The organism is Pseudomonas sp. B21-053, from assembly GCF_026016365.1.
GTDB classification, from domain to species: domain Bacteria; phylum Pseudomonadota; class Gammaproteobacteria; order Pseudomonadales; family Pseudomonadaceae; genus Aquipseudomonas; species Aquipseudomonas nunensis.
Map to the genome: position 1 here is coordinate 3,446,600 of NZ_CP087205.1, position 24,452 is coordinate 3,471,051.

Consider the following 24,452-nt stretch of genomic DNA (forward strand, 5'->3'; position numbering starts at 1 on the left):
TAGTGGAAAGCTTTTAGTGGAAAAGAATACCGAAATCGAATTGCGGCTGCTGATCGAGGCGATCTACCTCAAATACAGCTATGACTTTCGTGACTACTCTGGCGCGTCGATCAAGCGCCGGGTCGCACATGCGTTGGCTCAATTCGAATGCGCGACCATCTCGGCGTTGCAGGAAAAGGTCCTGCACGACCCGACCGCGTTCATGCAACTGCTGCAATTGCTGACGATTCCGGTCAGCGAGATGTTCCGTGATCCGTCGCACTTCCTGGCGATCCGTCAGGAAGTCGTGCCGCTGCTCAAGACCTATCCGTCGATCAAGATCTGGATCGCCGGGTGCAGCACCGGCGAAGAGGTCTATTCGATGGCGATCCTGTTGCGTGAAGAAGGTTTGCTCGATCGCACGATCATCTACGCCACCGACATCAATCCGCGTTCGCTGGAGAAGGCCAAGCAGGGGATTTTCTCCATGGAGAACGTCCGCGCCTACACTTCCAACTATCAGCAGGCCGGTGGCCAGCGCTCGTTCGCCGAGTACTACACGGCAGCGTACGGTTACGCGATTTTCGACAAGACCCTGTGCGAAAACGTGACGTTCGCCGACCACAGCCTGGCAACCGACAGTGTCTTTTCAGAAACTCAATTGATTTCGTGCCGTAATGTGATGATTTACTTCAATAAAAAGCTTCAGGATCGTGCATTTGGGTTGTTTCATGAATCCCTGTGCCATCGTGGCTTCCTGGTGTTGGGCAGCAAGGAAACCCCGGACTTCTCGGCATTCGGCAAGCAGTTCGAGCCTTTGGTCAAACAAGAACGGATCTACCGTAAATCATGAACAACGAAGCCGGTTTGCCGACCGTAGAGGCTATCGTGATTGGCGCTTCGGCCGGTGGAGTCGAGGCGCTGCTGAACATCCTCAGCCCGCTGCGCGAAGGCTTTGTGCTGCCGATCATTGTGGTGCTGCATTTGCCTGACGAACGCCGCAGCCAACTGGCCGAGGTGTTTGCCCGGCGTGTGGCGCTGCCGGTACTGGAGGCGGTCGACAAGACGCTGGTCGAGGCCGGAACCCTGTATTTCGCCGCGCCGGGCTATCACCTCTCGGTGGAGCAGGACCGCAGTTTCTCGTTGAGCCTGGAAGAGCGCGTGCACTATTCGCGGCCGTCCATCGATTTTCTCTTTGAATCTGCTGCCGACGCCTACGGGTCGGCGCTGGCCGCCGTGCTGCTGACCGGCGCCAACCGTGATGGCGCCAGCGGGCTGGCCCAGGTCAAGCACCGTGGCGGATTTACGGTCGTGCAAGACCCGGACGAAGCCCAGGTTTCAACCATGCCCCAGGCGGCGCTGGACCTGCATCAACCTGACCACATTCTCCCTATACGCGGCATCGGCCGTCTGCTTGTCGAGCTGGAACGAATAGCATGCTGAGTAACATCCAAGCCAAACTGCTGATCGTCGACGATCTGCCGGAAAACCTGCTGGCCCTAGAAGCGCTGATCAAGCGTGAAGATCGCATGGTCTATAAAGCGCTGTCGGCCGACGAGGCCTTGTCGCTGCTGCTGCAACACGAATTTGCCATGGCCATTCTCGACGTGCAGATGCCGGGCATGAACGGCTTCGAACTGGCCGAATTGATGCGTGGTACGGAAAAGACCAAGAACATCCCGATCGTGTTTGTCAGTGCCGCCGGGCGTGAGTTGAACTACGCGTTCAAAGGCTACGAAAGTGGCGCCGTGGACTTCTTGCACAAGCCGCTGGATATCCACGCGGTCAAGAGCAAGGTCAATGTGTTCGTCGACCTGTATCGCCAGAGCAAGGCCATGAAGCAACAGGTCGAAGCGCTGGAGCAGAGCCGCCGCGAACAGGAGGCGCTGCTGAAGAAATTGCAGGCCACCCAGAATGAACTGGAGCAAGCGGTGCGTATGCGCGATGACTTCATGTCCATCGTCGCCCACGAAGTGCGTACACCACTCAACGGCCTGATCCTCGAAACCCAGTTGCGCAAGATGCATCTGGCCCGGGACAACGCCTCCGCGTTCACCCTGGACAAGATGCACGCCATGGTCGAACGGGATGAACGCCAGATCAAAAGCCTGATCCGGCTGATCGAAGACATGCTCGATGTGTCGCGCATTCGTACCGGCAAGCTGTCGATCCGGCCGAGCCGTTTCGACCTGGTGAAACTGGTGGCCAACCTGCTGCAAAACTTTGCACCACAATTCGATGCCGCCGAGTCTACGGTGACGTTTACCGCCGACGCGCCGGTAGAAGGGCCGTGGGACGAGTTCCGCATCGAGCAGGTGATCTCAAACCTGCTGACCAACGCCTTGCGTTATGGCGGCAAAGGTCCGATCGACGTGCGGGTGTACAGTCACGAGGGTCAGGCCCGGGTCGAGGTTCAGGACCGTGGCATTGGCATCAGTGAAGAAAACCAGAAGCGTATTTTTCAACAGTTCGAACGGGTTTCCGCCAAGACCGTGGTCGCGGGACTTGGGTTGGGACTGTTTATTTCCGAACAAATCGTTGCCGCCCATGGCGGATCCATCGTCGTCGAGAGCAAAATCAACGAAGGCGCCTTATTTCGCGTTTGTCTGCCGTTGTAGGAAAGCAGCCAGATAAACGCAACCTCTGAACGACCTCACGGTCGTATCAGCAGCAATTGACCGAACAAAGGCTTCCCATGAGTGAAGATGCGCAAGATGTAGTACTCATTGTCGAGGACGATCCCTCGATTTTGATGGTGTTGTCTGCCTATCTGTCGGGCGAGGGTTATCGGGTCTTGCAGGCCGAAAACGGCGAGCAAGCCTTCGAGATCCTTGCCAGCAAACCGCACCTGGACATGATGATCACTGACTTCCGCCTGCCTGGCGGGATTTCCGGCGTGCAGATCGCCGAACCGGCGGTCAAGCTCCGACCGGAGCTCAAAGTGATTTTCATCAGCGGTTATCCGCAGGAAATCCGCGAGACCGACAGCCCGATCACCCGCAAGGCGCCGATCCTGGGCAAGCCGTTCGATCTGGATGTGTTGCAGGAATTGATGCAGCAGATGCTGTCCTAAACGCTCTTGCCGTCGTAGGAGCTGCCGAAGGCTGCGATCTTTTGACTTTTCTTTCAAGATCAAAAGATCGCAGCCTTCGGCAGCTCCTACAGGGCAGGGTGTTCTTTAGATCCGGATCATTTCCCGCACCTTCGCCGTCAACAGATCGAAGGTAAACGGCTTGGTGATCATCTGCATGCCCGGGTCGAGGAAACCACCGCGCACCGCTGCGTGCTCGGCATACCCGGTAATGAACAAGACCTTGAGATCCGGCCGGTACTGCCGGCCGATTTCCGCGAGCTGCCGGCCATTCATCCCTGGCAACCCGACATCACTGATCAGCAAGTCGATGCGCTGGGCGGAATCGAGAATCGGCACTGCACTGTCCGCATCCCCGGCCTCTACAAACGCATAGCCCAACTCGCTCAACACCGCACTCACCAACACCCGCACCGCCGGATCGTCCTCGACGATCAGCACCGTTTCGCCGTCCTGGGCGTAAGGCGTCTGCTGGACTTCCATCATGGGATCCTGCGCCAGGTTGCCGCTGTAACGCGGCAGGTACAGGTTAACGGTGGTGCCCCGGTCGACCTCGCTGTTGATGGTGACATGGCCTCGGGACTGTTTACTGAACCCGTAAATCATCGACAATCCGAGCCCGGTGCCCTGGCCGATGGGCTTGGTGGTAAAAAACGGATCAAACGCCCGGCTGATGGTGCTTTGCGGCATGCCGCAGCCAGTGTCAGTGACGCTCAGCACCACGTAGTCCCCGGGTTGGAGATTACCGTGGGCCTCGGTAAAACCGGTGTCCAAGTGCTGATTGAAGGATTTCACCACCAACTTGCCGCCGTTCGGCATCGCGTCGCGGGCATTCAGCACAAGGTTGAGCAGGGCGCTTTCCAGTTGATTGGGGTCGGCTTCGGCGACCCACAGTTGCTCGCTCAACTGCATGTCCAACTGAATACTTTCGTTGATGCTGCGTTCCAGCAGTTCACCCATCGACGTCACCAGGGTGTTCATCGCCACCGGTTTGGAGTCCAGCGACTGGCGTCGGGAAAACGCCAGCAAGCGGTGAGTCAGGCCCGCCGCACGGTTGGCCGAGGTCACGCCCAGGTCAATCAGGCTGTCGAGGTCCTCGGTGCGCCCGCGAGCCAGGCGTCGGCGCAGCAATTCCAGGCTGCCGATGATCCCGGTCAGCATGTTGTTGAAGTCGTGAGCGATGCCGCCGGTCAACTGGCCAACGGCTTCCATTTTCTGTGACTGGCGCAGCGCTTCTTCGTTATTGCGTAACTCAGCGGTGCGCTCCTCGACCTGCTGTTCGAGGGTTTCCAGCGTGTTTTGCAGCCGCAGTTCGCTTTGGCTCAGATCGATCAGCCGGTCCCTGGCTTCGTACTGTCGTCGGCGCCCGCGCAACGCGGTGGTCACCAGACTGATCAGCGTCACCGGATGGAACGGGCGCTCAAGAAAGGTCACGTTTCCCAGTTGCGGGCCATAACGGGATGCGGGGTTCTGTTCCGGGCCGCCGTGGTACGTCAGCAACACAATCGGCAAATCTGACCAGGCCGGTTGTTGTTCAATCAAGCCAAGCAACGGCTCCAGATCGCCGCCGAGTAATGCCTCGGAAGAGATCAGCAACAGGCCGGCGCCTTTCTCGAGTTCGCTGCACAAACCCGGCAGGTCGCGGCTGATTACACCGTCATAGCCCGCCTCATTGAGCATCATCAGTGCAATCTGGCTGTCGCGCCCCAGCGGCGCGAGAATGATCGCGCGCTCGGAGGTCGCCGCCAGCGCAGTCATTGCTTGTCGTCCTTGAGCAGCGGATTGCTTGCGCCCAGGTAGGTCGGCACGCCACGCAACACACCTTGGAAGGCGTCCAACGGTTCGCCGATGGTCATGCCCTGGCCGCTGATGCGGTATTCGCGGATGGTTGATTCATGGCTGCCGGTACGTTTCTTGATGATAGAGATGGCCCGGCGCACTTTGCCCAAGGCTTCGAAGTAGCGCAGCAAAATGACCGTGTCAGCCAGGTAGGTGATGTCCACCGGCGCCTGCATGTCGCCGACCAGCCCGTGTTGGGCAACGGTCATGAACGTCGCTGCGCCTCGGCGATTGAGGTACAGCAGCAACTCGTGCATGTGCAGCACCAGCGCGTTTTCCTCGGGCATCGCGGCTTGATAGCCGTTGATGCTGTCGATGACCACGGTCTTGATATTGCGCTCATCGACGCAGCGGCGAACCCGGTGGGAAAACTCGCCGGGGGACAATTCAGCCGCGTCCACTTGCTCGATCAACAGGTTGCCGGTGTCTTGCAGCGCCTGAAGGTCGATGCCCATGTTTTTCATGCGCTCAAACAGCAAGCCCAGTTCTTCGTCGAATATAAACAGAGCGGCTTTCTCGCCGCGGGCGACGGCCGCAGCGGCGAAGATCATCGAGATCAGTGATTTGCCGGTACCGGCCGGGCCGAGAATCAATGTGCTGGAGCCGGTCTCGATACCGCCGCCGAGCAGGGCGTCCATTTCCTTGATGCCACTGGTCAATTGCTGGCGCACGTAGCCGCCACGGTGTTCGGCCGCGACAAGACGCGGGAACACGTGGATACCGTCGCCCATGATGGTGAAGTCATGGTAGCCGCCGCGGTATTTCTGCCCGCGATACTTCACCACGCGAATGCGTCGGCGTTCGGCGCCGTAGTTCGGAGTCAGTTCTTCAAGGCGAATCACCCCGTGGGCGACGCTGTGCACGGTCTTGTCTAGGGACTCGGTGGTCAAGTCATCGAGCAGCACCACGGTGGCGTCATAGCGCACGAAGTAGTGCTTGATGGCGAGGATTTGTCGGCGATAGCGCAATGAGCTTTGGGCCAGCAGGCGAATTTCCGAAAGGCTGTCGAGCACCACGCGGGTCGGCTTGACCCGTTCGACCACTTCGAAAATCTGTTTGGTCGCTTCGCCCAGTTCCAGGTCCGATGAGTACAGCAGACTTTGCTGGTGCTCGGCGTTGAGCAGGCTTTCCGGGGGCGTCAGCTCAAAGATATGGATGTTTTCATCCAGCTCCCAACCGTGGGACAACGCGCCTTGGCGCAGCTCCCGTTCGGTTTCTGACAGGGTGATGTACAACGAGCGCTCGCCGGCTCGGGCGCCGGCAAGAAGAAAATGCAATGCGACGGTGGTTTTACCGGTTCCGGGCTCACCCTCCAGCAGGAACACATGTCCGCGGGACAACCCACCGGCCAGGATGTCATCCAGACCTTCGATGCCGGTGGCGGCTTTTGCACTGAACAACTCGTTAGATGTAGACAAAAAAAGCCCTCTCATGACTAGGGGAAGCGAGGCAGCAGGCCTGAAGTGCCTGAATTGACTGCCTGTTTCTCTTGACCCTTGGCCGAGACGACGGTTCAACCTTTTCTGTTTGTGTGCTGTTCTTGTGCGAAAAAAAGCAAAAGATCGCAGCCTTCGGCAGCTCCTACAGAGGTAGGGTTCGACCGCGATACGTGTGTAGGCGCCTGCTATCTTTTAGAGACCCTGCTGCAACGCCGGATCATCCGGGTTCATTTGTTCGAGCTGCGCCAGCAGAATCTGCACGTTTTGCAACTGTCCACTTTCCGTCCAGTAATTGATCAGCAACACCCGCGCCTTGCGGTCGGCGGGGTGGCGTTGGACGATTTCCTGCAGCTGTTTCTGTGCAGCTTCGAGTTCTTCCTCGCTGTGCAGCGTGGTGGCCAGGTCGTAGCGGTATTCCTTGTTGTCCGGCTCCAGCTCAACCGCTTTCGAGAGTCCGAGCACGGCGAATTCACTCTGCCCGTGGTGCAGCAACCAGAGTCCGAGCGCATGTTGCAGGTAGGCAGAATCCGGCTGGGCCTTCAGCTGTTTGGCCAACAACTGGCGAGCGGCATCGCTTTGGCCTTGCTTGTCCAGCACTTCGATTTGCATCACCAGCGCAGGCAGGTTGCCGGGGTCAAGCTGCAAGGTGCGCTCCAGCGAAAGTTGCGCTTCTTTCAACTCGGCATTGTGCAAATACAGTCGCGCCAGTTGGTAGTGATTATTGGCGCTTTCGGGCTCGTCCTTGAGGACCTGTTCCCAGGCATCGATGGCTTGCTGCAACGGCGCGAAATACAAGCCCAGGTCATCCGGCGACAAACCCAACAGCGCGTTGACGGCGGTAAAGCGCGCCGTCTGCTCACTGTCATCGAGCAAGGGGCCGAGCAACAGGCTGCGCTGGCCGCCGGGAACCAGGCCGACCACGCTTTTGATCGCTGCGATCCGCACATCCACCGAAGCGTTCTGCAAGTCGGCGCCGGCCAGTTTCAGGGCTTGCGGGCTGGGGTAGTTCGGCAGTTCGGCGAGCAGCCAGATGCGACGTTTGGCCGACAAGTCAGGACGGCCCAATTGCTGGTAGAGCACCCGTGCCGCACCCGGTTGACCGGCGCGCGCCTGGGCCAACGCTTCGCTGTAGCCATGTTTGATCGCCTCCGGCACCACGGGCGTGGTACTGCGCAGGAAAAACCAGGCGAGGGCAACGGCAAACAGGACGCAGAGGCTGATAAGCAGGTAGCGGCGGGACTGGGGCATGCACGGATCCGGGAGCTGGCGAGCTTTTGCAAAGCCGTCAGCTTCGGTCAGGCGCGGCGATGAGTCAAACCCTGACTCAGTTCAAAACGTACTCGACGGGTTCCAGGGCCGGCGGCAAATCGGTTTGGCCCAACGCGGCCAGCACTTCGCGCTCCAGCGTGCGCAATATCGCGTTACACGGTAAATCGTTTTCATCGAAGCCGAACGGGTCTTCGAGGTCGTCGCCGATCTCGTCGAGGCCGAAAAAGGTGTAACTGACGATGGCGGTAAACACCGGCGTCAGCCAGCCCAGCGGTTCGGCCATGGCAAACGGCAACAAGATGCAAAACAGGTAAATGGTGCGGTGCAGCAGCAAGGTGTAAGGGAAGGGCAGTGGCGTGCTTTTGATCCGCTCGCAACTGGCCTGGACCTGGCTTAGGCTGACCAGCCGCGCCTCGAGTTGGGTGTAGCGCCATTCGCTGATGCGGCCGAGCTCGGCGAGCTCCGAGCAGCGCGCGCCGATCCGCTGCAACAAAGCGTCGGGAATGTTCGGGTGTTGATGATCGATGGGGTCGGGTGTCCAGGGTGCGACGGCTTGCCGTTCACTTTCAAAGCGCAGTCTGGCAACCAGTCCATGGGCGAAGCCGCAGAGTTCACGCAACAGCAGTTCGCGTTCATCGGCGTCCATCAAGCCTTGGGTCTGGCGGATCAGCGAGCGCACCTCGATGATCAACTGGCCCAATTGCTTGCGACCCTCCCACCAACGGTCATAGCAGGCGTTGTTGCGAAAGCTCATGAAGATCGACAGCGACAAACCCAACAGCGTGAACGGCGTGGCGCTGACCTTGGAGAAGGAGTCCGGGTGCCAGGTTTCCACCAGCACAATCACCGAGGCGAGCAGGGTCACTAAAAGACTGCGCAAGGCAATGCGCTTGGCAATCGAGCCTTTGAGGGAAAACAGGATGCCGATCAGGTTCGGCTTGGGACGCACGATCATGGGTAAGGCTTATTCATAGACGCTTTCGCAGCGATTCAAGCCTAGGGGGCGAGGGCGTTTCTGTCCAATTGCTATGGTTGACGGGGTTATCGAGCGCGTCTATCGGAAGCTGGTGCGTCATCAGCGAAATTGCCTACGACTCCTGTCGACTTTGAAACCTGTCGAGGTCCTGATGCAGTGACTACGCTTGCTTGAGATGACTCGATGAGTGCGCCCATGCAACCGCTGCTTCAATACTTCAGGATGATGCTCAACCCAGGCCAAGGGGTATTGCTGTTTGCCCTGAGAACCATCGCGGCCGGGTTGCTGACGTTGTACCTGGCATTTGTGTTCGACCTCGACCAACCCAAGTGGTCGATCATGGCGGTGGTCATTGTCAGTCAGCCGTTGGGCGGCATGGCCTTGGCCCGAAGCTTCGGCCAGGTGATCGGCACGACCATGGGGGCGGCGGTCGCGGTGCTGATCATGGCGATTTTCCCTCAGGCGCCGTTGCCTTTCATTATTACCCTGGCCTTGTGGCTGGCGCTGTGTACCGCTGGCGGCACCTTGTTGCGCTACACCAGTTCCCAGGCGTTTGTGCTCAGCGGTTATACCGCGGTGGTGGTCGCGTTGCTGTCGGTGCCGGACCAGGACGGCACATTCTTGCTCGCGGTAACGCGGGTGACCGAAACCTTGTTGGCCGTCGCTTGCGTGTGCGTCGTCAGCCTGCTGACTGCGCGGCCGGAGACGGTGGCTCGCAACTATTTCGCCAAGGTCGATCAGGTGATCAAGCTGCTGGCGACCCACGCCGCAGCGGTGATTCGTACTGAGGAAAGCGAAGCCGATTTCCATCGTCGACAGATGCAACTGCTGGGCGAGATCAGCGCGCTGGAAGGGTTGCGCAGGCATTTGTACTTCGATGCGCCACGACTGCGCAGTGCCAATAGCCTGGTGCAGTTGCTGGGCAATCAATTGGTATTGCTGACCTCACGGCTCACGGCGTTGCGTCACCAGCGGGAGTTATTGGCCGAGCGCTGGCAAGGCGCATTGCCCGCGGACATACAGGCGTTGCGTGCCGAAGAGCTGGCCTTTCTCGATGAACTGGCGGTGCAGGGACGCTCGCTGTCGCCCGAAGCTCGCCAGCATTTCGTCGCGTTGCAACAACGGTTCGATAACCAGGCTTATAAGGCCGAACAACTGACCGAAACCATGACCGCCACTTTGCGCTCTCTGGCCTGGGCACTGCGGTGGGAGCAAGCGCGGATGTTGCAGCAACTGGAGCAGATTCTCGAGTTGAGCGACGCGATACAGGATGGGCGCGAAGCGAGCTGCATGTTTCGCGGCCAGGAAAATCCGCTGCACCTGGATTTCACCTTGGCAGCGATGAATGCCATCCGCGCCTTTACTGCTTTGGTGGTCGCGGGCCTGATCTGGATCGAAACGGGCTGGGACGGCGCCCGTGGCGGGATGGTGCTGGTGGGGATTCTGTGCTCGCTGATGGCGACATTCCCGCGCCCGCTGCTAGCCGCCCAAGCGTATGCGAGAGGCCTGTTATTGGCATTAGTGGCGTCGGCGCTCTATCTGTTTCTGCTGTTTCCGATGATCAGTAACTTCGAATTGCTCGCGTTGCTGTTAGCCCCATTGCTATACGCCGTGGCGGTCGGCCTGACCACGCCGGCCACCACCGGCACCGCGATTGGTCTAGGACTGTCCACGTTTCTGCTGTTGGGGCCGCAAAACATCGGGAGCGGCCAGAACACTGCGATCCAGTGGTTCGAGTTTGCCGGCGCTTATACCTGCGCCACTGTCCTCGCGTTGAGCGTCTATGCGCTGATCTTCCCGTTCAGACCGGTGTTGCGGATGCGCCGGTTGTTCAATGAGAACTGCGAGCAGGTCTACGCCTTGATGAAGACGCCGGCCACCGACGAGCAGCAGTTTACCTTTGAAAGCCGCATGGTCGATCGCCTGACCATGATGCTCGGTTTGTTGCCGGCGATTGAGGACCGGCGGTCCCGCGAGCTGTTCGAAGTCAGCCTCGGCTGCATGGCGCTGGGTGTGGCGTTGAATCAGCTCAGGCAGCAAGGGCAGGGCAACACCTTGCTCAGTACCGATCAACAAAATCGCTTATTGGGCGCGGTCCGTGATACCGCAAGGTTGGTCGCCGGGCGGCCCGGGATTGATCTTGAGCGACTGTTGAGCATCTTGCGGGTCTTGGGCGATGAAATGGATGACCTGCATGTGGACGTCCATGAACACCTGTGGTCGGTGTTCCGCATGCGCGTAGCGTTGCTGATCGTGGTGTCGTTTCTGCAGCGCTACCGAGATTACTTTCAACCTGTAGACGCACAAGGAGTACCGGCCCTTGCCCATTGATCTGGAAGTAGGCGGGGTCTATCTGCCGCCGATTGCCCAGGCCCTGTTGCTGGCCTTGCCGATTTTCCTGCTGTTGGACTGGTTGCTGCGGCGCTTGGGTGTGTTGCGTTTCGTCTGGCATGAAGCGCTGTTCGAAGGGGCGTTGTATGCCTGCGTTTGCGCCACGCTGATTCTGGTCATGGGAGCCTGATGCCTTGAAGAAGATCCTTGCCCGACTCGCGACTGTCGCGGTGGTATTGCTGGCGTTCATCCTTGGCTGGTTCGCTTGGGAACATTACACCCGCGCGCCCTGGACCCGGGACGCACGGGTGCGTGCGGATGTGGTGACGTTGTCGGCCGACGTGGCGGGGCGCATCGTCAGCCTGGGTGTGCAGGACAACCAGCATGTGGAGAAAGGCCAGTTATTGCTGGAAATCGATCCGGCGCGCTACAGCCTGGCGGTGGAGCGGGCCAAGCGTTCCGTGGAAGTGTCGAAAGCGACCCTCGGCCAATCACAGGCTTCGATTGTCTCCAGTGAAGCCTTGCTCAAACAGCGTCAGAGCGAAGAGCAGCGGCGACGCAAGTTAAAACTGGGGTTCGCGATTTCCGGTGAGGAATGGGAAAAATCCAGCACCGAAGTCGCCGTGGCCCAGGCCGAGTTGTTGCGCAACCAGGCCAACCTCGGGCTGGCACAGGCAAATGTGCAACTGGCGATCGCTGCGTTGACCCAGGCCGAACTCGATTTGCAGCGCACTCGCGTCGAAGCGCCGGTCAGTGGCTATGTCACCAACCTTTTGACCCGCCAGGGCGACTACGCCACGGCTGGTGGCGCGTTATTGGCGTTGGTGGACAGCGATTCGTTTTACGTCAGCGGCTACTTCGAAGAAACCAAATTGCCGCGAATCGAGGAGGGCGACCGGGTCCGGATCGAGTTGATGAGCGGCGAAACCTTTGGCGGTACGGTGCAGAGCATTGCGTTCGCCATCGCCGACCGGGAAAACGCCCCTGGCGGTCGTTTGCTGGCCAGCATCAACCCCAGTTATACGTGGGTCAAACTGGCGCAACGGGTGCCGGTGCGGATACAGATTGATGCGGACTATGCGGCCAAGAACCGGTTGCGTGCGGGTACCACGGCCACGGTAACCGTGATGGAGGGTCACCACTAGACCCCTTGTGGGAGCGGGCTTGCTCGCGAATACGGTGTGTCAGCCAACATCTATGTCAACTGACACACCGTATTCGCGAGCAAGCCCGCTCCCACAGGGAATATGTGCTGGCTTTTGAAAAGGCAAAAAAAAGCCCCGCGACCGAATGAGACGCGGGGCCAAAAAATTTGGTTGGTTGCGGCCAACCAAAGGAGCTCTTTAAAAATCTGCTTACTTGCTGGCGACCGTCTCCGGCTGCCAGCCGCCACCGAGGGCCTTGTAGATCGCGACGATGCCGCGATACAGATCCACTTCGGCCTGGGCCTGGGAATCTTCGGCCGCCAGGCGTTCACGCTGGGCATCAAGCAGGACGAGGAAGTCCGCCGTGCCTTCGCGGTAGCGAATTTCCGCCAGATCGGCAGCGGCGCGGCTGGACTCGCTCTGACGAATCAGCGAAATCAAGCGTTGCTGACGTTTGCCGTAATCGCTGAAAGCGTTTTCCGATTCTTCCAGGGCCAGCAGCACTTGTTGCTCGTAGGTCGCCAGGGCGCCTTCGGCATCAGCGTCGGCACCGCGCAAACGGGCCCGCACGCTGCCAAGGTCAAATGCAGCCCAAGTGATACTTGGGCCCAGCGCCCAGGCATTGGCTGCCGAGGAACCGATCTGCGAACCACGCCCGGCGGTAAAGCCGAGGAAGCCGCTGAGACTGACACGTGGGAACAAATCAGCCTTGGCCACGCCGATACGGGCGGTGGCGGAGGCCAGTTTGCGTTCGGCGCTGAGGATGTCCGGGCGACGTTGCAGCAGTTCACCCGGATCACCGATCGGCAGGGCCTTGGCGATGGCTGGCAAATCTTTCGGGCTCAAGTCGACGGTCAGCTTGTCCGGACGTTCACCCAACAGGGTGGCGATACGGTTTTTCTGCCGAACCTGTTCGGCCTGCAGTTGCGGCACGCTGGCTTCTACAGAGGCTAGGCGTGCATCGGCGCGGACCACGTCGAGCTGATCGCCGACGCCGGCATCACGCAGGCTGACGGTGATCTTGCTCGACTCCTGCTGGTTATTCAGGTTGGCCAGGGCGATCTTTTCCCGCAGTTGCGCACCGCGCAGTTGACCGTAGGCGTCCACCAATTCGGCAATCATGCTGACTTGCAGTTGGTACAGATCGGCTTCGGCCGCTTGTTGCTCGGCGTCGCTGGATTCCAGGTTGCGCTGGATCCGGCCGAAAAGGTCCAGTTCCCACGCCATGTCCAGACCCAGGTCGTAGCGTTCGCTATTCACCCGTTTGGTGGTCTGGCCAGGGATTTGTCCCTTGGCCAGGTCACTGCTGGCGCGGCTGGTGATGGTCGGCATCGCATCGTTGCTGGCGTCATCGCGAATCGCTCGCGCGGCTTTCCAGCGAGCGAAAGCGACGCGCAGATCACGGTTGCCTTGCAGCGATTGCATCACCAACTGGTTGAGGGTCGGGTCTTCAAACTGTTGCCACCAGATGCCTTCGAAACGCGAGCGGTCATAGTTCTTCTGACCGTTGGCGCCATCGGTGACGGCCGTGATATTGGCCGGCTCCGTGGCAGGGGTTTTGTAGTCCGGGCCGACGGCACAGGCACTCAGGGCCAGTACCAGCAAGCTCGGCAGGAAGGCTTTCAGGCTCATTGTTGCGACTCCAGTTTCAGGGCCTTGGCCGCTTTGCGCGCTTCACCGCGCTCCACAAAGTTACGAATCAATACGTAGAACACTGGCGTCAGCAACAGACCGAAGAAGGTCACCCCGAGCATCCCGGAGAACACCGCCACACCCATCGCGTGACGCATTTCGGCACCGGCACCGCTGGAGAAAACCAGTGGCACAACACCCATGATGAACGCGAAAGAGGTCATCAGGATCGGCCGCAGACGCAGACGGCACGCTTCGAGTACCGCAGCCAAAGGACCAAGGCCTTCCTGCTGTTTATCCTTGGCAAACTCGACGATCAGAATCGCGTTCTTACAGGCAAGCCCCACCAGTACGATCAAGCCGATCTGGGTGAAGATGTTGTTGTCGCCTCCCGAAGCAATCACACCAGTGATGGCCGACAGCAGGGTCATCGGTACGATCAGGATCACCGCCAGTGGCAGGCTCCAGCTTTCGTATTGAGCCGCGAGCACCAGGAACGCCAGCAGTACGCAGAGCGGGAACACGAACAGCGCAGTGTTGCCGGACAGAATCTGCTGGTAGGTCAGGTCGGTCCATTCGTAGGTCATGCCGTTCGGAAGTTCTTCCTTGAGCAGTTTCTCGATGGCCGTCTGAGCCTGGCCGGAGCTGTAGCCTGGGGCCGCCGCGCCGTTGATTTCAGCAGTGATGAAGCCGTTGTAGTGCATCACGCGGTCCGGGCCCGAGGTGTCGCTGACCTTGATGAAGGTCGCCAGCGGGATCATTTCGCCTTTGTTGTTACGCACTTTCAGTTGACCGATCTGGTCTGGTTCGAGGCGGAACTGTTGCTCGGCCTGAACGTTGACCTGGTAAGTACGACCGAAGCGGTTGAAGTCGTTGGCATACAGCGAACCCAGGTAAATCTGCAGGGTGTCGAAGATGTCGCTGACGGCCACGCCGTGGGTCTTGGCTTTTTCACGGTCGATAGCGGCATCGACCTGCGGCACGTTCACGGTGTAGCTGGTGAACAGGGCGGCCAGTTCCGGCACGTTGTGGCTCTTGGTAATGATGTTCATGGTTTCTTTGTACAGCTCGTCGTAGCCCAGGTTGCCCCGGTCTTCGATCTGCAGGCGGAAACCACCGATGGTGCCCAGGCCTTGTACCGGCGGCGGCGGGAAGATTGCCATGTAGGCTTCTTCAATCCCGGCGAACTTGCCGTTCAATGCTCCGGCAATCGCACCGGCGGACATGCTTGGGTCTTTACGCTCGTCGAACGGTTTCAGGGTCACGAACACGATGCCGGCGTTCGGGCTGTTGGTGAAGCCGTTGATCGACAGGCCAGGGAAGGCCACCGCACTTTCCACGCCAGGCTGTTTCAGGGCCAGGTCGGACATGCGTTTGATCACGTCTTCGGTACGGTCCAGGCTCGAGGCATCCGGCAATTGTGCGAAGGCCACCAGGTATTGCTTGTCCTGGCCAGGTACGAAACCGGTCGGGGTATTGGCGAAACCGAAGAAGGTCAACACCATCAAGCCAGCGTACAAGAGCAGGGCGATACCGCTGCTGCGGATAACCCGGCCTACCGTGCCGACGTAGCCATGACTGGCCTTTTCAAAGAAGCGGTTGAACGGACGGAACAACCAGCCACCGAAGATCTTGTCCAGTACCTTGGAGAAACGGTCTTTCGGCGCGTCGTGGCTCTTGAGCAACACCGCAGCCAATGCTGGCGACAGGGTCAGCGAGTTGAAGGCCGAGATCACGGTCGAAATCGCGATGGTCAGGGCGAACTGTTTGTAGAACTGCCCGGTCAACCCTGAGATAAACGCTGCCGGGATAAACACCGCACACAACACCAGTGCCGTGGCGATGATCGGGCCGGTTACTTCACGCATGGCGCGCTTGGTGGCTTCGACAGGCGTTAGCCCAAGCTCGATGTTTCGCTCGACGTTTTCCACCACCACGATGGCGTCGTCCACCACGATACCGATGGCCAATACCAGGCCGAACAGCGAGAGGGCGTTCAGCGAGAAGCCGAACAGGTGCATCACCGCAAACGTACCGATCAACGAAACCGGCACCGCCACCAACGGAATGATCGAGGCGCGCCAGGTTTGCAGGAACAGAATCACTACTAGAACCACGAGGATCAGTGCTTCGAAGAGGGTGTGAACCACCGCCTCGATGGAACCACGCACGAAGATCGTCGGGTCATAGACGATGCTGAAGTCCATGCCTTCCGGGAAGCTCTTCTTCAGTTCAGCCATCTTGTCGCGAACTTCGTTGGAGATCTGGATCGCGTTGGAGCCAGGACGCTGGAAGATCGGGATCGCTACCGCAGGCTGGTTGTTCAGCAAGGAACGCAGGGCGTATTGGCTGGAACCCAGTTCAACGCGAGCGATATCTTTGAGGCGAGTGATTTCACCGTTGTCGCCGGAGCGAATAATGATGTTCTCGAACTCTTCCTCGGAAACCAGGCGACCTTGGGTGTTAACCGACAACTGGAAGCTGGTGGCATTCGGCGCAGGAGGCGCGCCCAAGGCACCGGCAGCGACCTGACGGTTCTGCTCGCGAATGGCGTTGACCACATCGGTCGCAGTCAGGTTGCGCGAAGCAGTCTTGTTTGGATCGAGCCATACCCGCAAGGAGTAGTCGCCCATACCGAACAGTTGCACATCACCGACACCGCCCAGACGCGCCAGCTCATCCTTGATGTTGAGCAAGGCGTAGTTGGACAGGTAGAGCATGTCGTAGCGTTTGTCCGGCGAGGTCAAGTGGACCACCATTGTCAAGTCCGGAGAGGCCTTGTCCACGGTGATACCAATGCGCGTCACTTCCTCTGGAAGCTTCGGCTCGGTCCGGGTGACACGGTTCTGAACCTGTACCTGCGCGTTATCCAGGTCGGTACCCAGGGCGAAGGTGATGGTCAGGGTGATCTTGCCGTCGGCTGTCGACTGCGAGGACATGTACAGCATGTTCTCGACGCCGGTGATGGCTTGCTCCAGTGGAGCGGCCACGGTTTCGCCGATGACTTTAGGGTTGGCACCCGGGAAGTTCGCGCGGACCACAACGGTCGGCGGAACCACTTCCGGGTATTCGCTGATCGGCAACTGGAACAGCGAGATGGCACCGGCGATCAGGATCAGCAGCGAAAGTACCGCTGCAAAGATCGGCCGTGAAATGAAGAATTGGGAAAAATTCATCGTAGAGATCCCTTAACCGCGTGGGGTCGTAGCAGCCAGTTTCACAACCGCACCCGGCGCGACCTTGGCAGGTGCGACTTGAGGCAGGTTGCTGGCTTCCAGCGCTTGTCGTTGTTGAGCCAGAGCGGCGAGGGTTTCCTTGGTGGCCATCGGGATCACTTCAGGCGTGACTGGCGAACCAGGACGAACCCGTTGCAGACCCTTGACGATGACGGTGTCGTCCTTGTTCAGGCCGCTACGTACGATGCGCAAGCCTTCGATCTTCGGACCCAGCTCGACCGAGCGGTACACGGTCTTGTTGTCCGCATCCATTACCAGCACGAACTTCTTGCCGAGGTCGGTGCCGACCGCTTCGTCATTGATCAACACGGCAGAGTAGGTGCCGCTGCCGACCAGTTTCAGGCGAGCGTACAAGCCCGGGGTGTATTGCCCGTCGGTGTTGTCAAAGACCGCGCGACCACGGATGGTGCCGGTCTTCGGGTTGACCTGGTTGTCGACGAAGTTCATCACGCCCTGATGCGGGTTGCCGTCTTCGTTGGACAGACCGAGGTACACCGGAGTAGTGGCGCCGCGTTTGCCCTGGCGAGCGAGCTGGGTGTATTTGAGGAACACACGCTCGTCAGCGTCGAAGTAGGCGTAGACCTTGTCGGTGGACACGACGCTGGTGAGCGCGGTGGTATCGGCGGTCACCAGGTTACCGGCGGTGATTTCCGCGCGGCTGACGCGACCGCTGATGGGCGAAGTGACGCGGGTGAAGCTCAGGTTCAGTTTGGCCAGGTCCAGTTGAGCCTGGAGGGCGCCAACTGCTGCGCGGGCTTCTTGCGAAGCGCTGGTGCGCGAATCGGCCAGTTCGGCGGAGATCGCGTTGCTGGTGCGCAGGCGTTCACCGCGCTGGGCTTCGTTTTCGCTGCGGGTGGCGTTGGCGCGGGACTGGGCGACGAGCGCTTCGAGGCGGCGGACTTCAGCCTGGAATGGGCGGGGGTCAATCTGGAACAGCACGTCACCTTTCTTGACCAATGCGCCTTCAGTGAAAGCAACTTCATCGATCTGACCGGAGACCCGTGGACGAATTTCTACGGTTTCTGGCGCTTCGAGGCGCCCGGTGAATTCGTCCCACTCGTTGACAGGTTGCTCCAACACCTTCGCCACGCTGACCTTGGCCGCCGGCATGGTGGCGGCGGTCTCAGGAGCCTTGCCGCAAGCGCTCATCACCAGAACGGCCAACAAGGCCAACGGGAAGCGCAAATGTTTAAGTGACTGTTCCATGGATGCATCCGCCAATGTATTGAGAATGGACGGATGATGCTCGGCAGGGCTGTATCGCACGAATCGAATGAGGCAAAGGTAACTATCATTCGGAATGATATAAGCATCGAGCAAGCCCTCTAGCATGCACCTTTAGTTAGGGGGCTATCAATCGGATTGATGACAAATCTGTGTTGCGGGGAGTGCAAAGGTCTCATAAGCGTCTGCTGCTCGCTGGCAGGCAGCGTGCCTGTGAATCTATCGCATCAGTCAGCCCAGGGTTCTGAATGAATAAAGTCCACAAATGCTCTTAGCGGAGAGGGCAGGTATCGGCGTCCGGGATAATAAAGATACGGCCCGGTAAAGCGCTGCCACCAGGGCTCGAGCACCCGTTCAAGCACACCGCTTTCCAGGTGAGGTTGTAACCAGTCCTCGAACAGATGAACAATCCCCAAACCATCAATAGCGGCCTGTACGGCCAGGTCCATCGCACCTCCAATCCGGACGATCAATGGGCCCGTCGGGTCGATGCGGACAACTTCGCCGTCACGCTCATACTCCCAGAGCGGCACGGCGCCACTGGGGAACTTGCCGAGCAGACAGGCATGAGTGAGCAGGTCTCGTGGGTGTTCGGGGCGGCCTCTGGCGTTCAGGTAGGACGGTGATGCCGCCGTGGCGAAGCGCTGAAATCGTGGGCCGATAGGGACGGCAATCATGTCCTGCTCCAGACGGTCGTCGTAGCGAATGCCGGCGTCACACCCGGCCGCGAGCATGTCGACGAAGCTCTCTTCGGTAACGACCTCGACACAGATATCAGGATAGGTTTGCAAAAAAGGCGTGATGATCTTCGGCAGCACCAGACGTGCCGCGCTGACGGGAACGTTGAGCCTCAGTGTGCCTGAAGGCCGGTCGCGGAAGTCGTTGACCACATCCAGTGCCGACTCGACTTCGCCAAGTGCAGGAACAATACGCTCCATCAACCGCGCTCCAGCCTCGGTCGGCACTACGCTGCGGGTCGTCCGGTTAAGCAGGCGCACACCCAGGCCCGCTTCAATGCGCCGCACAGCATCGCTTAGGCTTGAAGCCGATCGACCGCTTGAGCGTGAACCCTCGCGAAATCCACCCGCCTTCACCACGGCCACGAAGGCCAACAAGTCTTGAATATCAGTCGCCATTGTTCGCTCACCCGTACGGCCCGTGCAGATTGCAGCGGATTATCAGTGCAGTCGTCAATGCCTATAGTGCCCCCACACACATTGAAGGACGCACACAAAATGAGCCAAGCAATCCAGGCCGGTACTTTTTCACTGGGTGACCGGACCGTAAACCGAATGGGCTACGGCGCCATGCAGTTGGCCGGTCCCGGCGTGTTCGGACCTCCCAAGGATCCCGAGGCGGCGATTTCCGTTTTACGCGCAGCGATCGCGGCGGGGGTGAACCACATTGATACCTCTGATTTCTACGGCCCGCACGTCACCAACAAACTGATTCGGGAAGCCTTGCATCCCTACGCAGATGACTTGGTGATCGTGACCAAAGTGGGCGCACAGCGCGGAACCGATGGCTCCTGGAACCCGGCGCAAACCCCGGCTGAACTGGTCCAGGCAGTGCATGACAACCTGCGTAATCTGGGGCTCGATGTCATGGAAGTGGTGAATTACCGGGCCTGGGGGAATTTGCACTCGCCTGGCGACGAGTCCATTGAAGAGCAGTTCACTGCCCTGGCAGAACTCCAGCGTCAGGGCCTCATCCGCCACCTCGGCGTGAGCAATGTCACCGCCACGCAAGTCAGGCAGGCGCAGGGGATAGCCGATATTGTCTGCGTGCAGAATCATTACAACCTGTCCCACCGCAATGACGAGTTGCTGATCAGCGAGCTTGGCGCTCAAGGAATAGCCTATGTGCCGTTCTTCCCGCTGGGCGGCTTCACACCGCTGCAGTCGCAAACGCTGACCAGTGTTGCGACGCGCCTGGGCACTTCACCCAATCAGGTGGCATTGGCGTGGTTGCTACAGCGTGCTCCCAACATCTTGCTGATTCCCGGCACATCTTCGGTCAAGCACCTGGAGGAAAATCTGAAGGCGAGTGATTTGGTGATTGCACCTGACCTTTTGGCAGAGCTGGAAGACATGGCGTAGGTTTATTCAGCGCCGCCCGCGCCATTAACCTGCTGGCCTGTTTCATCGCTGATAGGCCAGCAAACGGCGCTCAGCCAGTCGGAATATGCCCACCAGCGCACATGCCACCAACATGTAGAGCAACGCAGCAATCCCATACGCCTGAAAGGTTTTGAAGGTTGCCGCATTAACATCGGCGGCGATTTTCAGGATGTCGGGAACGGTTGCGGTAAAGGCAATGGCCGTGGCGTGCAGGACAAAAATCACTTCGTTGCTATAAGCGGGGAGTGCGCGTCGCAGCATGCTCGGTATCAGCACGTGGATGAACAGTTGGCTGCGAGTCATGCCCAAGGCCAGTGCCGCCTCGATCTCGCCGCGCGGGGTGGTACGCAGCACGCCAGCAAGAATTTCGATGGTGTAAGCGCACGTATTCAAGGCCAGCGCGAGAATGACGCAGTGCATGCCGTCACGAAAGAACCACCACAGGCTCGATGACTCTCGGATGAAGCTCAAACTGGCCAGGCCGCTGTAGATAATCAGCAGTTGCACGAACAACGGTGTGCCGCGAAACACCAAGGTGTACAGCCGAATGGGCAGTGCGAGCCACGGACTGCCGTAGGTACGAATCAGTGCCAGCGGTATTGCCGCACACAGACCGATGACGGCTGACGTCACCAACAGCCATAGCGTGATGGACAGACCGCTCCAGCGGTAACCGTCGGACCACAGGAAATTCGGTCCGAACTCTTTCAGTATCTCGATCATGACGCTCTCCGCTGCGGCTCGACGCTGTAGCGCCGCTCAAGCTGTTTGAGCGCCAGACTCGAAAGGATCGCAAAGGCGAAAAATATCGCGGCAATCACCAAGTAGAAAAACATCTGCCTTGAGGTCGCGTTGCCCGCCTGTTTGGCAACCTGAACCATGTCGTTGAGACCCAGCAGCGAAATCAGGCCGGCACTTTTCAACAGCACTTGCCAGATGTTGCCGATGCCAGGCAATGCGAATCGCATCATCTGCGGGAAGCGAATACGCCGCAGTACTTGCCAGTGGCTCATGCCATAAGCTCGAGCCGCTTCCAGTTGCCCGAACGGGATGGCCTGGAAGGCACCGCGAAAGGTCTCGGTGCAGTAGGCACCGTAGATGAATCCCAGCGTACCGATTGCGGTGCCGTAAGGGTTCAACTGCAACGATTCCTGGCCGAACGCTTCCGCCACCTGGTTCAGCCCGATTTGCGCGCTGTAGTAAATGAGCAGCATCAAGACCAGGTCCGGGACACTGCGCACCAGCGTGGTATAGACCGTTGCGATCAGCCTTAGCGGCGCCAGTGGCGAGAGTTTCGCCAACGCCCCGAGCAGGCCAAGCGCGATAGCCACGCAGGCAGCCCAGGTGGCCACCTGCACCGTCAACCACGCGCCCTGAAAAATAAGATGGCCGTATCCCTCAAGAAACATGGTTCCAGGCTCCGCGATGGTGGTTTATTTAGGCGAGATGTCGAAGTCGAAGTACTTTTTGGCGATGCGTTCGTAGGTGCCGTTCTGGTGGATTCGTTCGAGCGCCTGATTGATGTCGCCAGCCAGCGCGGTATCGCTTTTGCGCAAGCCGATCCCGGTTCCCGGCCCGAAGATTTCAGGGGATTTAACCACCTCGCCGGCGTAGCCGAAGCCTTTGCCCATCGGCTTCTTCAGCAGACCTTCGGAGACCGCGATGGCATCGTCGAACGCTGCATCGAGCCGACCGTTGATCAAGTCCGAGTAGGTCAAATCACTGCTTTGATACGGCACCACTTCCACGCCTTTCAAACCCCACATCCGCTTGGCATAGACCTCGAACACGCTGCCTTGCTGCACGCCGATACGCTTGCCGCGCAAGGATTCGGCGTTCGGTTGCAAGGTACTGCCCTCAGGTGCCACCAGACGAGCCGGGGTGTCATACAGCGTGTTGGAAAAGGCAATTTCGGTTTTGCGTTCTTCGGTGATCGACAAGGCAGACAGGATGCCGTCGAATTTTTTGCCTTTAAGGGCTGAGACCATCCCGTCGAAGGCGTTTTCTACCCAGACGCAACGACGTTTCAACTCGGTGCACAGGCTTTCGCCCAACTCGATATCGAAACCTGTCAGCGAGCCGTCCGGCCGCTTGGACTCAAACGGTGGATAGGTGGGGTCGACCCCGAAGCGCAGCTCTTCGCTGGCGCCCCAGCTCATCAGCGGGCTGGTCACGAGCATCAAACCGATCAGATATTTTTTCATCGACAGGGTATCCACGACAGGTTGGTTGAGCCGCCTCGGGATTGGCCCGGGGCAGCACGGATCAGCCTCGAATGTTCAAGGCTTGTTTCAGATGCTCGGAACGTTCGGCGTCCAGGGCTTGCCCATGGCCGAAACCACCCGACCAGCCACACACCTGGCCGGCATAATCGACGCCACGTAAAAGGCAGTCGGCGAGGCTGTGCCGGGCTTGCCATGCCAGCAGAAACGCGGCAATGAAGCCGTCACCGGCGCCCATGCTGTCGACAACCGTGCAGGGCAGGCTTGGCTGTTCATGAATGCCGTGGACATCGACCGCGAGGGCGCCCAGCGCACCGCGAGTGATGACCACAATCGAGGGACCCATCGCCCGCATCGAGTGCGCCAGTTCATACGCTTCTCTCGAAGACAGATCGGCCGCCGAGAAAAAGGCGATATCGACATGCTTGATCAGGGCCGGCCAATCGAATTCGACCCAGTTGTCCGAGAAGTCGAAGGACAGGTAGCCGCTGGCGTGACGAATCTGCGCCAGTTGGTTTTCGAGGCCACTGTAGAGGCTGCTGTGCGCCAGCGGGAACGTCGAGATATAGGCCAGATCCTCGATGTTGAGTCGCAGCTGACGACAAACACCGGGGTCGCTGCCGAGAAACACACGCTCGCCGTCGATGTTGTCGACACACGCCCAACCATTGGCGCCCGGCAGCGTTCGGCAACGGGATGCATCGACGTCTTCTTGTTGCAGGCAATCGAGCAGGCGCTGGCCATACCGGTCGTCACCTACGCAGCCCAGGTAGGCGCTGCGAGTGCCCAGCCGGGACGCGAATACCGCAACGTTGAGCGCATTCCCACCCGGGTATTCGATGTTCCGGTCCAGGTACACATCCATCGTGTTGTCGCCGACCGCGATCAGGCTGGTCATGCTCAATACTCCGTTTTCCACATGTAGCGGCGAGTCGTCAGCGGTTGCTGATGCCAGACCGCCAGATGAGCCGCGATGCGTTCAGCGGCGATGCCAACGATGTAGGGCGCAACAATCGCGCGGATCTCCGGGTCGATACCGACCATTGGAAAGTCCTTCGAGTCGTAGACCATGACCCGTTCGGTATACCGATGGCAGAAGCTCACGACCCGCTCCATCTGCGCTCGGCTGGGGTCTTCGCCGACCAGCAGAAGCAGCGGGGTGGAGGCATCGATGGCTTCGAACGGACCATGGAAAAACTCAGCGGCCTCCACCGGCAGGCAATGCAGCCATTGGCTTTCCATCACCACGCACACGCCGAACACATAGGCTGTGGTGAACATCGGACCCGACGCGAGGAAGTACATGACGCGATCATCTTTATAGAGACGCGCCTCTTCGGTCGCCCGTTGGTCGTTGTTGATCGCCGCATCGGCCAGCGCTTGCGGCAGCGCCTTGAGTGAGCGAGTGAGCTTCTCCAACAGCGGCCAGCCTTCGCGTTTGGCCAAAATACCGCCGATCAACGCCTGAAGGATCATGAAGCAGCCGAAGTACGCCTCGTCGGTGCGGCCCAGCAGGAAGCAATGTTGAACGGCTTGGGCCAGCGGCAACTCGGCGGTCTGTGTCACGCCTACGGTGAGGCATGGTTTGTCTTGCAGGAAGCGTGCAGCGGCGATGGTTTCCTGGGTCGTTCCGGATTTGGACGCGAGCACGACCAGGGTGCGCTCATCCAGGCGCGGCGGGTCGATGTCCATGAAATCGGCCGGGAAGTAACGGCGCACTTCCAGTGAATGGCTGTAGCGCTCAAGCCAGTACTGCAAGCCGAGCATGATGCGGTTGGGAGCGCCGCAGCTGACGAAATAGATGCGGTCAATCCGCGTTGCCAGCTCTTGGCCAAACTGCTGGGCGTCGTCGACGATTTGAACGGATTGCTGCAAGGAAGCGATGAAGCCTTCTCGGTTGAACTGGATCGCCATGTGGACTCCTGGGTGCCTTGTCAAGGCGGTGCATG

The 24,452-nt window shown here is 59.3% G+C and carries 21 protein-coding genes; 8 read left to right on the forward strand and 13 right to left on the reverse strand.

Annotation, left to right across the window (positions count from 1 at the left end):
- Positions 1-16 precede the first annotated feature (16 nt).
- The 4 genes from LOY68_RS15820 (at position 17) to LOY68_RS15835 (ending at position 3,052) form a co-directional block, all read left to right on the forward strand.
- The gene (locus LOY68_RS15820; protein WP_163910052.1) at positions 17-832 is read left to right on the forward strand and encodes a CheR family methyltransferase; all 816 of its coding nucleotides are present in this window, start codon (positions 17-19) and stop codon (positions 830-832) included.
- Positions 829-1,422: a chemotaxis protein CheB gene (locus tag LOY68_RS15825; protein WP_265045674.1), complete on the forward strand. Its 594-nt coding sequence runs from the start codon at positions 829-831 to the stop codon at positions 1,420-1,422. Before LOY68_RS15820 ends, LOY68_RS15825 begins: the two co-directional genes overlap by 4 nt.
- On the forward strand, positions 1,416-2,597 hold the full coding sequence (locus tag LOY68_RS15830; RefSeq protein WP_054046200.1) for a hybrid sensor histidine kinase/response regulator: 1,182 nt from the start codon (positions 1,416-1,418) through the stop codon (positions 2,595-2,597). The genes LOY68_RS15825 and LOY68_RS15830 overlap by 7 nt, the downstream gene beginning before the upstream one ends.
- A gap of 77 nt (positions 2,598-2,674) precedes the next feature.
- The gene (locus LOY68_RS15835) at positions 2,675-3,052 is read left to right on the forward strand and encodes a response regulator (protein WP_054046198.1); all 378 of its coding nucleotides are present in this window, start codon (positions 2,675-2,677) and stop codon (positions 3,050-3,052) included.
- Positions 3,053-3,157: 105 nt separating this feature from the next.
- Here LOY68_RS15835 and LOY68_RS15840 read toward each other — a convergent pair whose 3' ends face one another.
- From LOY68_RS15840 to LOY68_RS15855, 4 genes are all read right to left on the reverse strand, one after another.
- A complete protein-coding gene (locus LOY68_RS15840) occupies positions 3,158-4,828 on the reverse strand; it encodes an ATP-binding protein (RefSeq protein WP_265045675.1) in 1,671 nt (556 codons plus the stop codon).
- A complete protein-coding gene (locus LOY68_RS15845) occupies positions 4,825-6,327 on the reverse strand; it encodes an ATPase domain-containing protein (protein WP_054046194.1) in 1,503 nt (500 codons plus the stop codon). Before LOY68_RS15845 ends, LOY68_RS15840 begins: the two co-directional genes overlap by 4 nt.
- A gap of 213 nt (positions 6,328-6,540) precedes the next feature.
- On the reverse strand, positions 6,541-7,596 hold the full coding sequence (locus LOY68_RS15850; RefSeq protein ID WP_265045676.1) for a tetratricopeptide repeat protein: 1,056 nt from the start codon (positions 7,594-7,596) through the stop codon (positions 6,541-6,543).
- 76 nt (positions 7,597-7,672) lie between these two features.
- Positions 7,673-8,572 (reverse strand): bestrophin family protein, encoded by a 900-nt coding sequence (locus tag LOY68_RS15855; RefSeq protein WP_265045677.1) that lies wholly within the window; start codon positions 8,570-8,572, stop codon positions 7,673-7,675.
- Positions 8,573-8,776: 204 nt separating this feature from the next.
- Between LOY68_RS15855 and LOY68_RS15860 the strand changes: the two genes are divergently transcribed.
- Genes LOY68_RS15860 through LOY68_RS15870 form a run of 3 tightly spaced genes read left to right on the forward strand, consistent with a single transcriptional unit; the run spans position 8,777 to position 12,069 of the window.
- Complete coding sequence (locus tag LOY68_RS15860; protein WP_265045678.1) at positions 8,777-10,924, forward strand: FUSC family protein; 2,148 nt, start codon at positions 8,777-8,779, stop codon at positions 10,922-10,924.
- Positions 10,914-11,114, forward strand: coding sequence for a DUF1656 domain-containing protein (locus LOY68_RS15865; RefSeq protein ID WP_054046186.1), 201 nt, complete (start codon positions 10,914-10,916; stop codon positions 11,112-11,114). Before LOY68_RS15860 ends, LOY68_RS15865 begins: the two co-directional genes overlap by 11 nt.
- Before the next feature lie 4 nt (positions 11,115-11,118).
- On the forward strand, positions 11,119-12,069 hold the full coding sequence (locus LOY68_RS15870) for an HlyD family secretion protein (RefSeq protein WP_054614813.1): 951 nt from the start codon (positions 11,119-11,121) through the stop codon (positions 12,067-12,069).
- A 210-nt stretch (positions 12,070-12,279) separates the two neighbouring features.
- On the opposite strand, the gene LOY68_RS15875 is transcribed toward LOY68_RS15870, so the two are convergent.
- The 4 genes from LOY68_RS15875 to LOY68_RS15890 form a co-directional block, all read right to left on the reverse strand.
- Positions 12,280-13,701 (reverse strand): efflux transporter outer membrane subunit, encoded by a 1,422-nt coding sequence (locus LOY68_RS15875; RefSeq protein ID WP_163910060.1) that lies wholly within the window; start codon positions 13,699-13,701, stop codon positions 12,280-12,282.
- Positions 13,698-16,877 (reverse strand): efflux RND transporter permease subunit, encoded by a 3,180-nt coding sequence (locus LOY68_RS15880; RefSeq protein WP_054046181.1) that lies wholly within the window; start codon positions 16,875-16,877, stop codon positions 13,698-13,700. The genes LOY68_RS15875 and LOY68_RS15880 overlap by 4 nt, the downstream gene beginning before the upstream one ends.
- Before the next feature lie 12 nt (positions 16,878-16,889).
- Positions 16,890-18,143: a multidrug efflux RND transporter periplasmic adaptor subunit MexE gene (mexE, locus tag LOY68_RS15885; RefSeq protein WP_054614810.1), complete on the reverse strand. Its 1,254-nt coding sequence runs from the start codon at positions 18,141-18,143 to the stop codon at positions 16,890-16,892.
- Between the two features lie 245 nt (positions 18,144-18,388).
- Positions 18,389-19,297, reverse strand: a complete 909-nt coding sequence (locus LOY68_RS15890; RefSeq protein WP_054046177.1) for a LysR family transcriptional regulator — start codon at positions 19,295-19,297, stop codon at positions 18,389-18,391.
- Positions 19,298-19,396: 99 nt separating this feature from the next.
- Here LOY68_RS15890 and LOY68_RS15895 point away from each other — a divergent pair, with 99 nt between their 5' ends.
- Positions 19,397-20,260 (forward strand): aldo/keto reductase family oxidoreductase, encoded by an 864-nt coding sequence (locus LOY68_RS15895; RefSeq protein WP_265045679.1) that lies wholly within the window; start codon positions 19,397-19,399, stop codon positions 20,258-20,260.
- Between the two features lie 42 nt (positions 20,261-20,302).
- Here LOY68_RS15895 and hisM read toward each other — a convergent pair whose 3' ends face one another.
- The 5 genes from hisM to LOY68_RS15920 form a co-directional block, all read right to left on the reverse strand.
- A complete protein-coding gene (gene hisM, locus LOY68_RS15900) occupies positions 20,303-21,004 on the reverse strand; it encodes a histidine ABC transporter permease HisM (RefSeq protein ID WP_265045680.1) in 702 nt (233 codons plus the stop codon).
- Positions 21,001-21,690 carry an ABC transporter permease gene (locus tag LOY68_RS15905; protein WP_054046171.1) on the reverse strand — a complete coding sequence of 230 codons (690 nt, stop codon included), beginning with the start codon at positions 21,688-21,690 and terminating at the stop codon, positions 21,001-21,003. Before LOY68_RS15905 ends, hisM begins: the two co-directional genes overlap by 4 nt.
- Positions 21,691-21,714: 24 nt before the next feature.
- Positions 21,715-22,485: an ABC transporter substrate-binding protein gene (locus LOY68_RS15910; RefSeq protein WP_265045681.1), complete on the reverse strand. Its 771-nt coding sequence runs from the start codon at positions 22,483-22,485 to the stop codon at positions 21,715-21,717.
- Between the two features lie 61 nt (positions 22,486-22,546).
- Complete coding sequence (locus LOY68_RS15915; protein ID WP_265045682.1) at positions 22,547-23,401, reverse strand: PfkB family carbohydrate kinase; 855 nt, start codon at positions 23,399-23,401, stop codon at positions 22,547-22,549.
- Between the two features lie 2 nt (positions 23,402-23,403).
- Positions 23,404-24,417, reverse strand: a complete 1,014-nt coding sequence (locus LOY68_RS15920) for an SIS domain-containing protein (protein WP_265045683.1) — start codon at positions 24,415-24,417, stop codon at positions 23,404-23,406.
- Between the last annotated feature and the right edge of the window lie 35 nt (positions 24,418-24,452).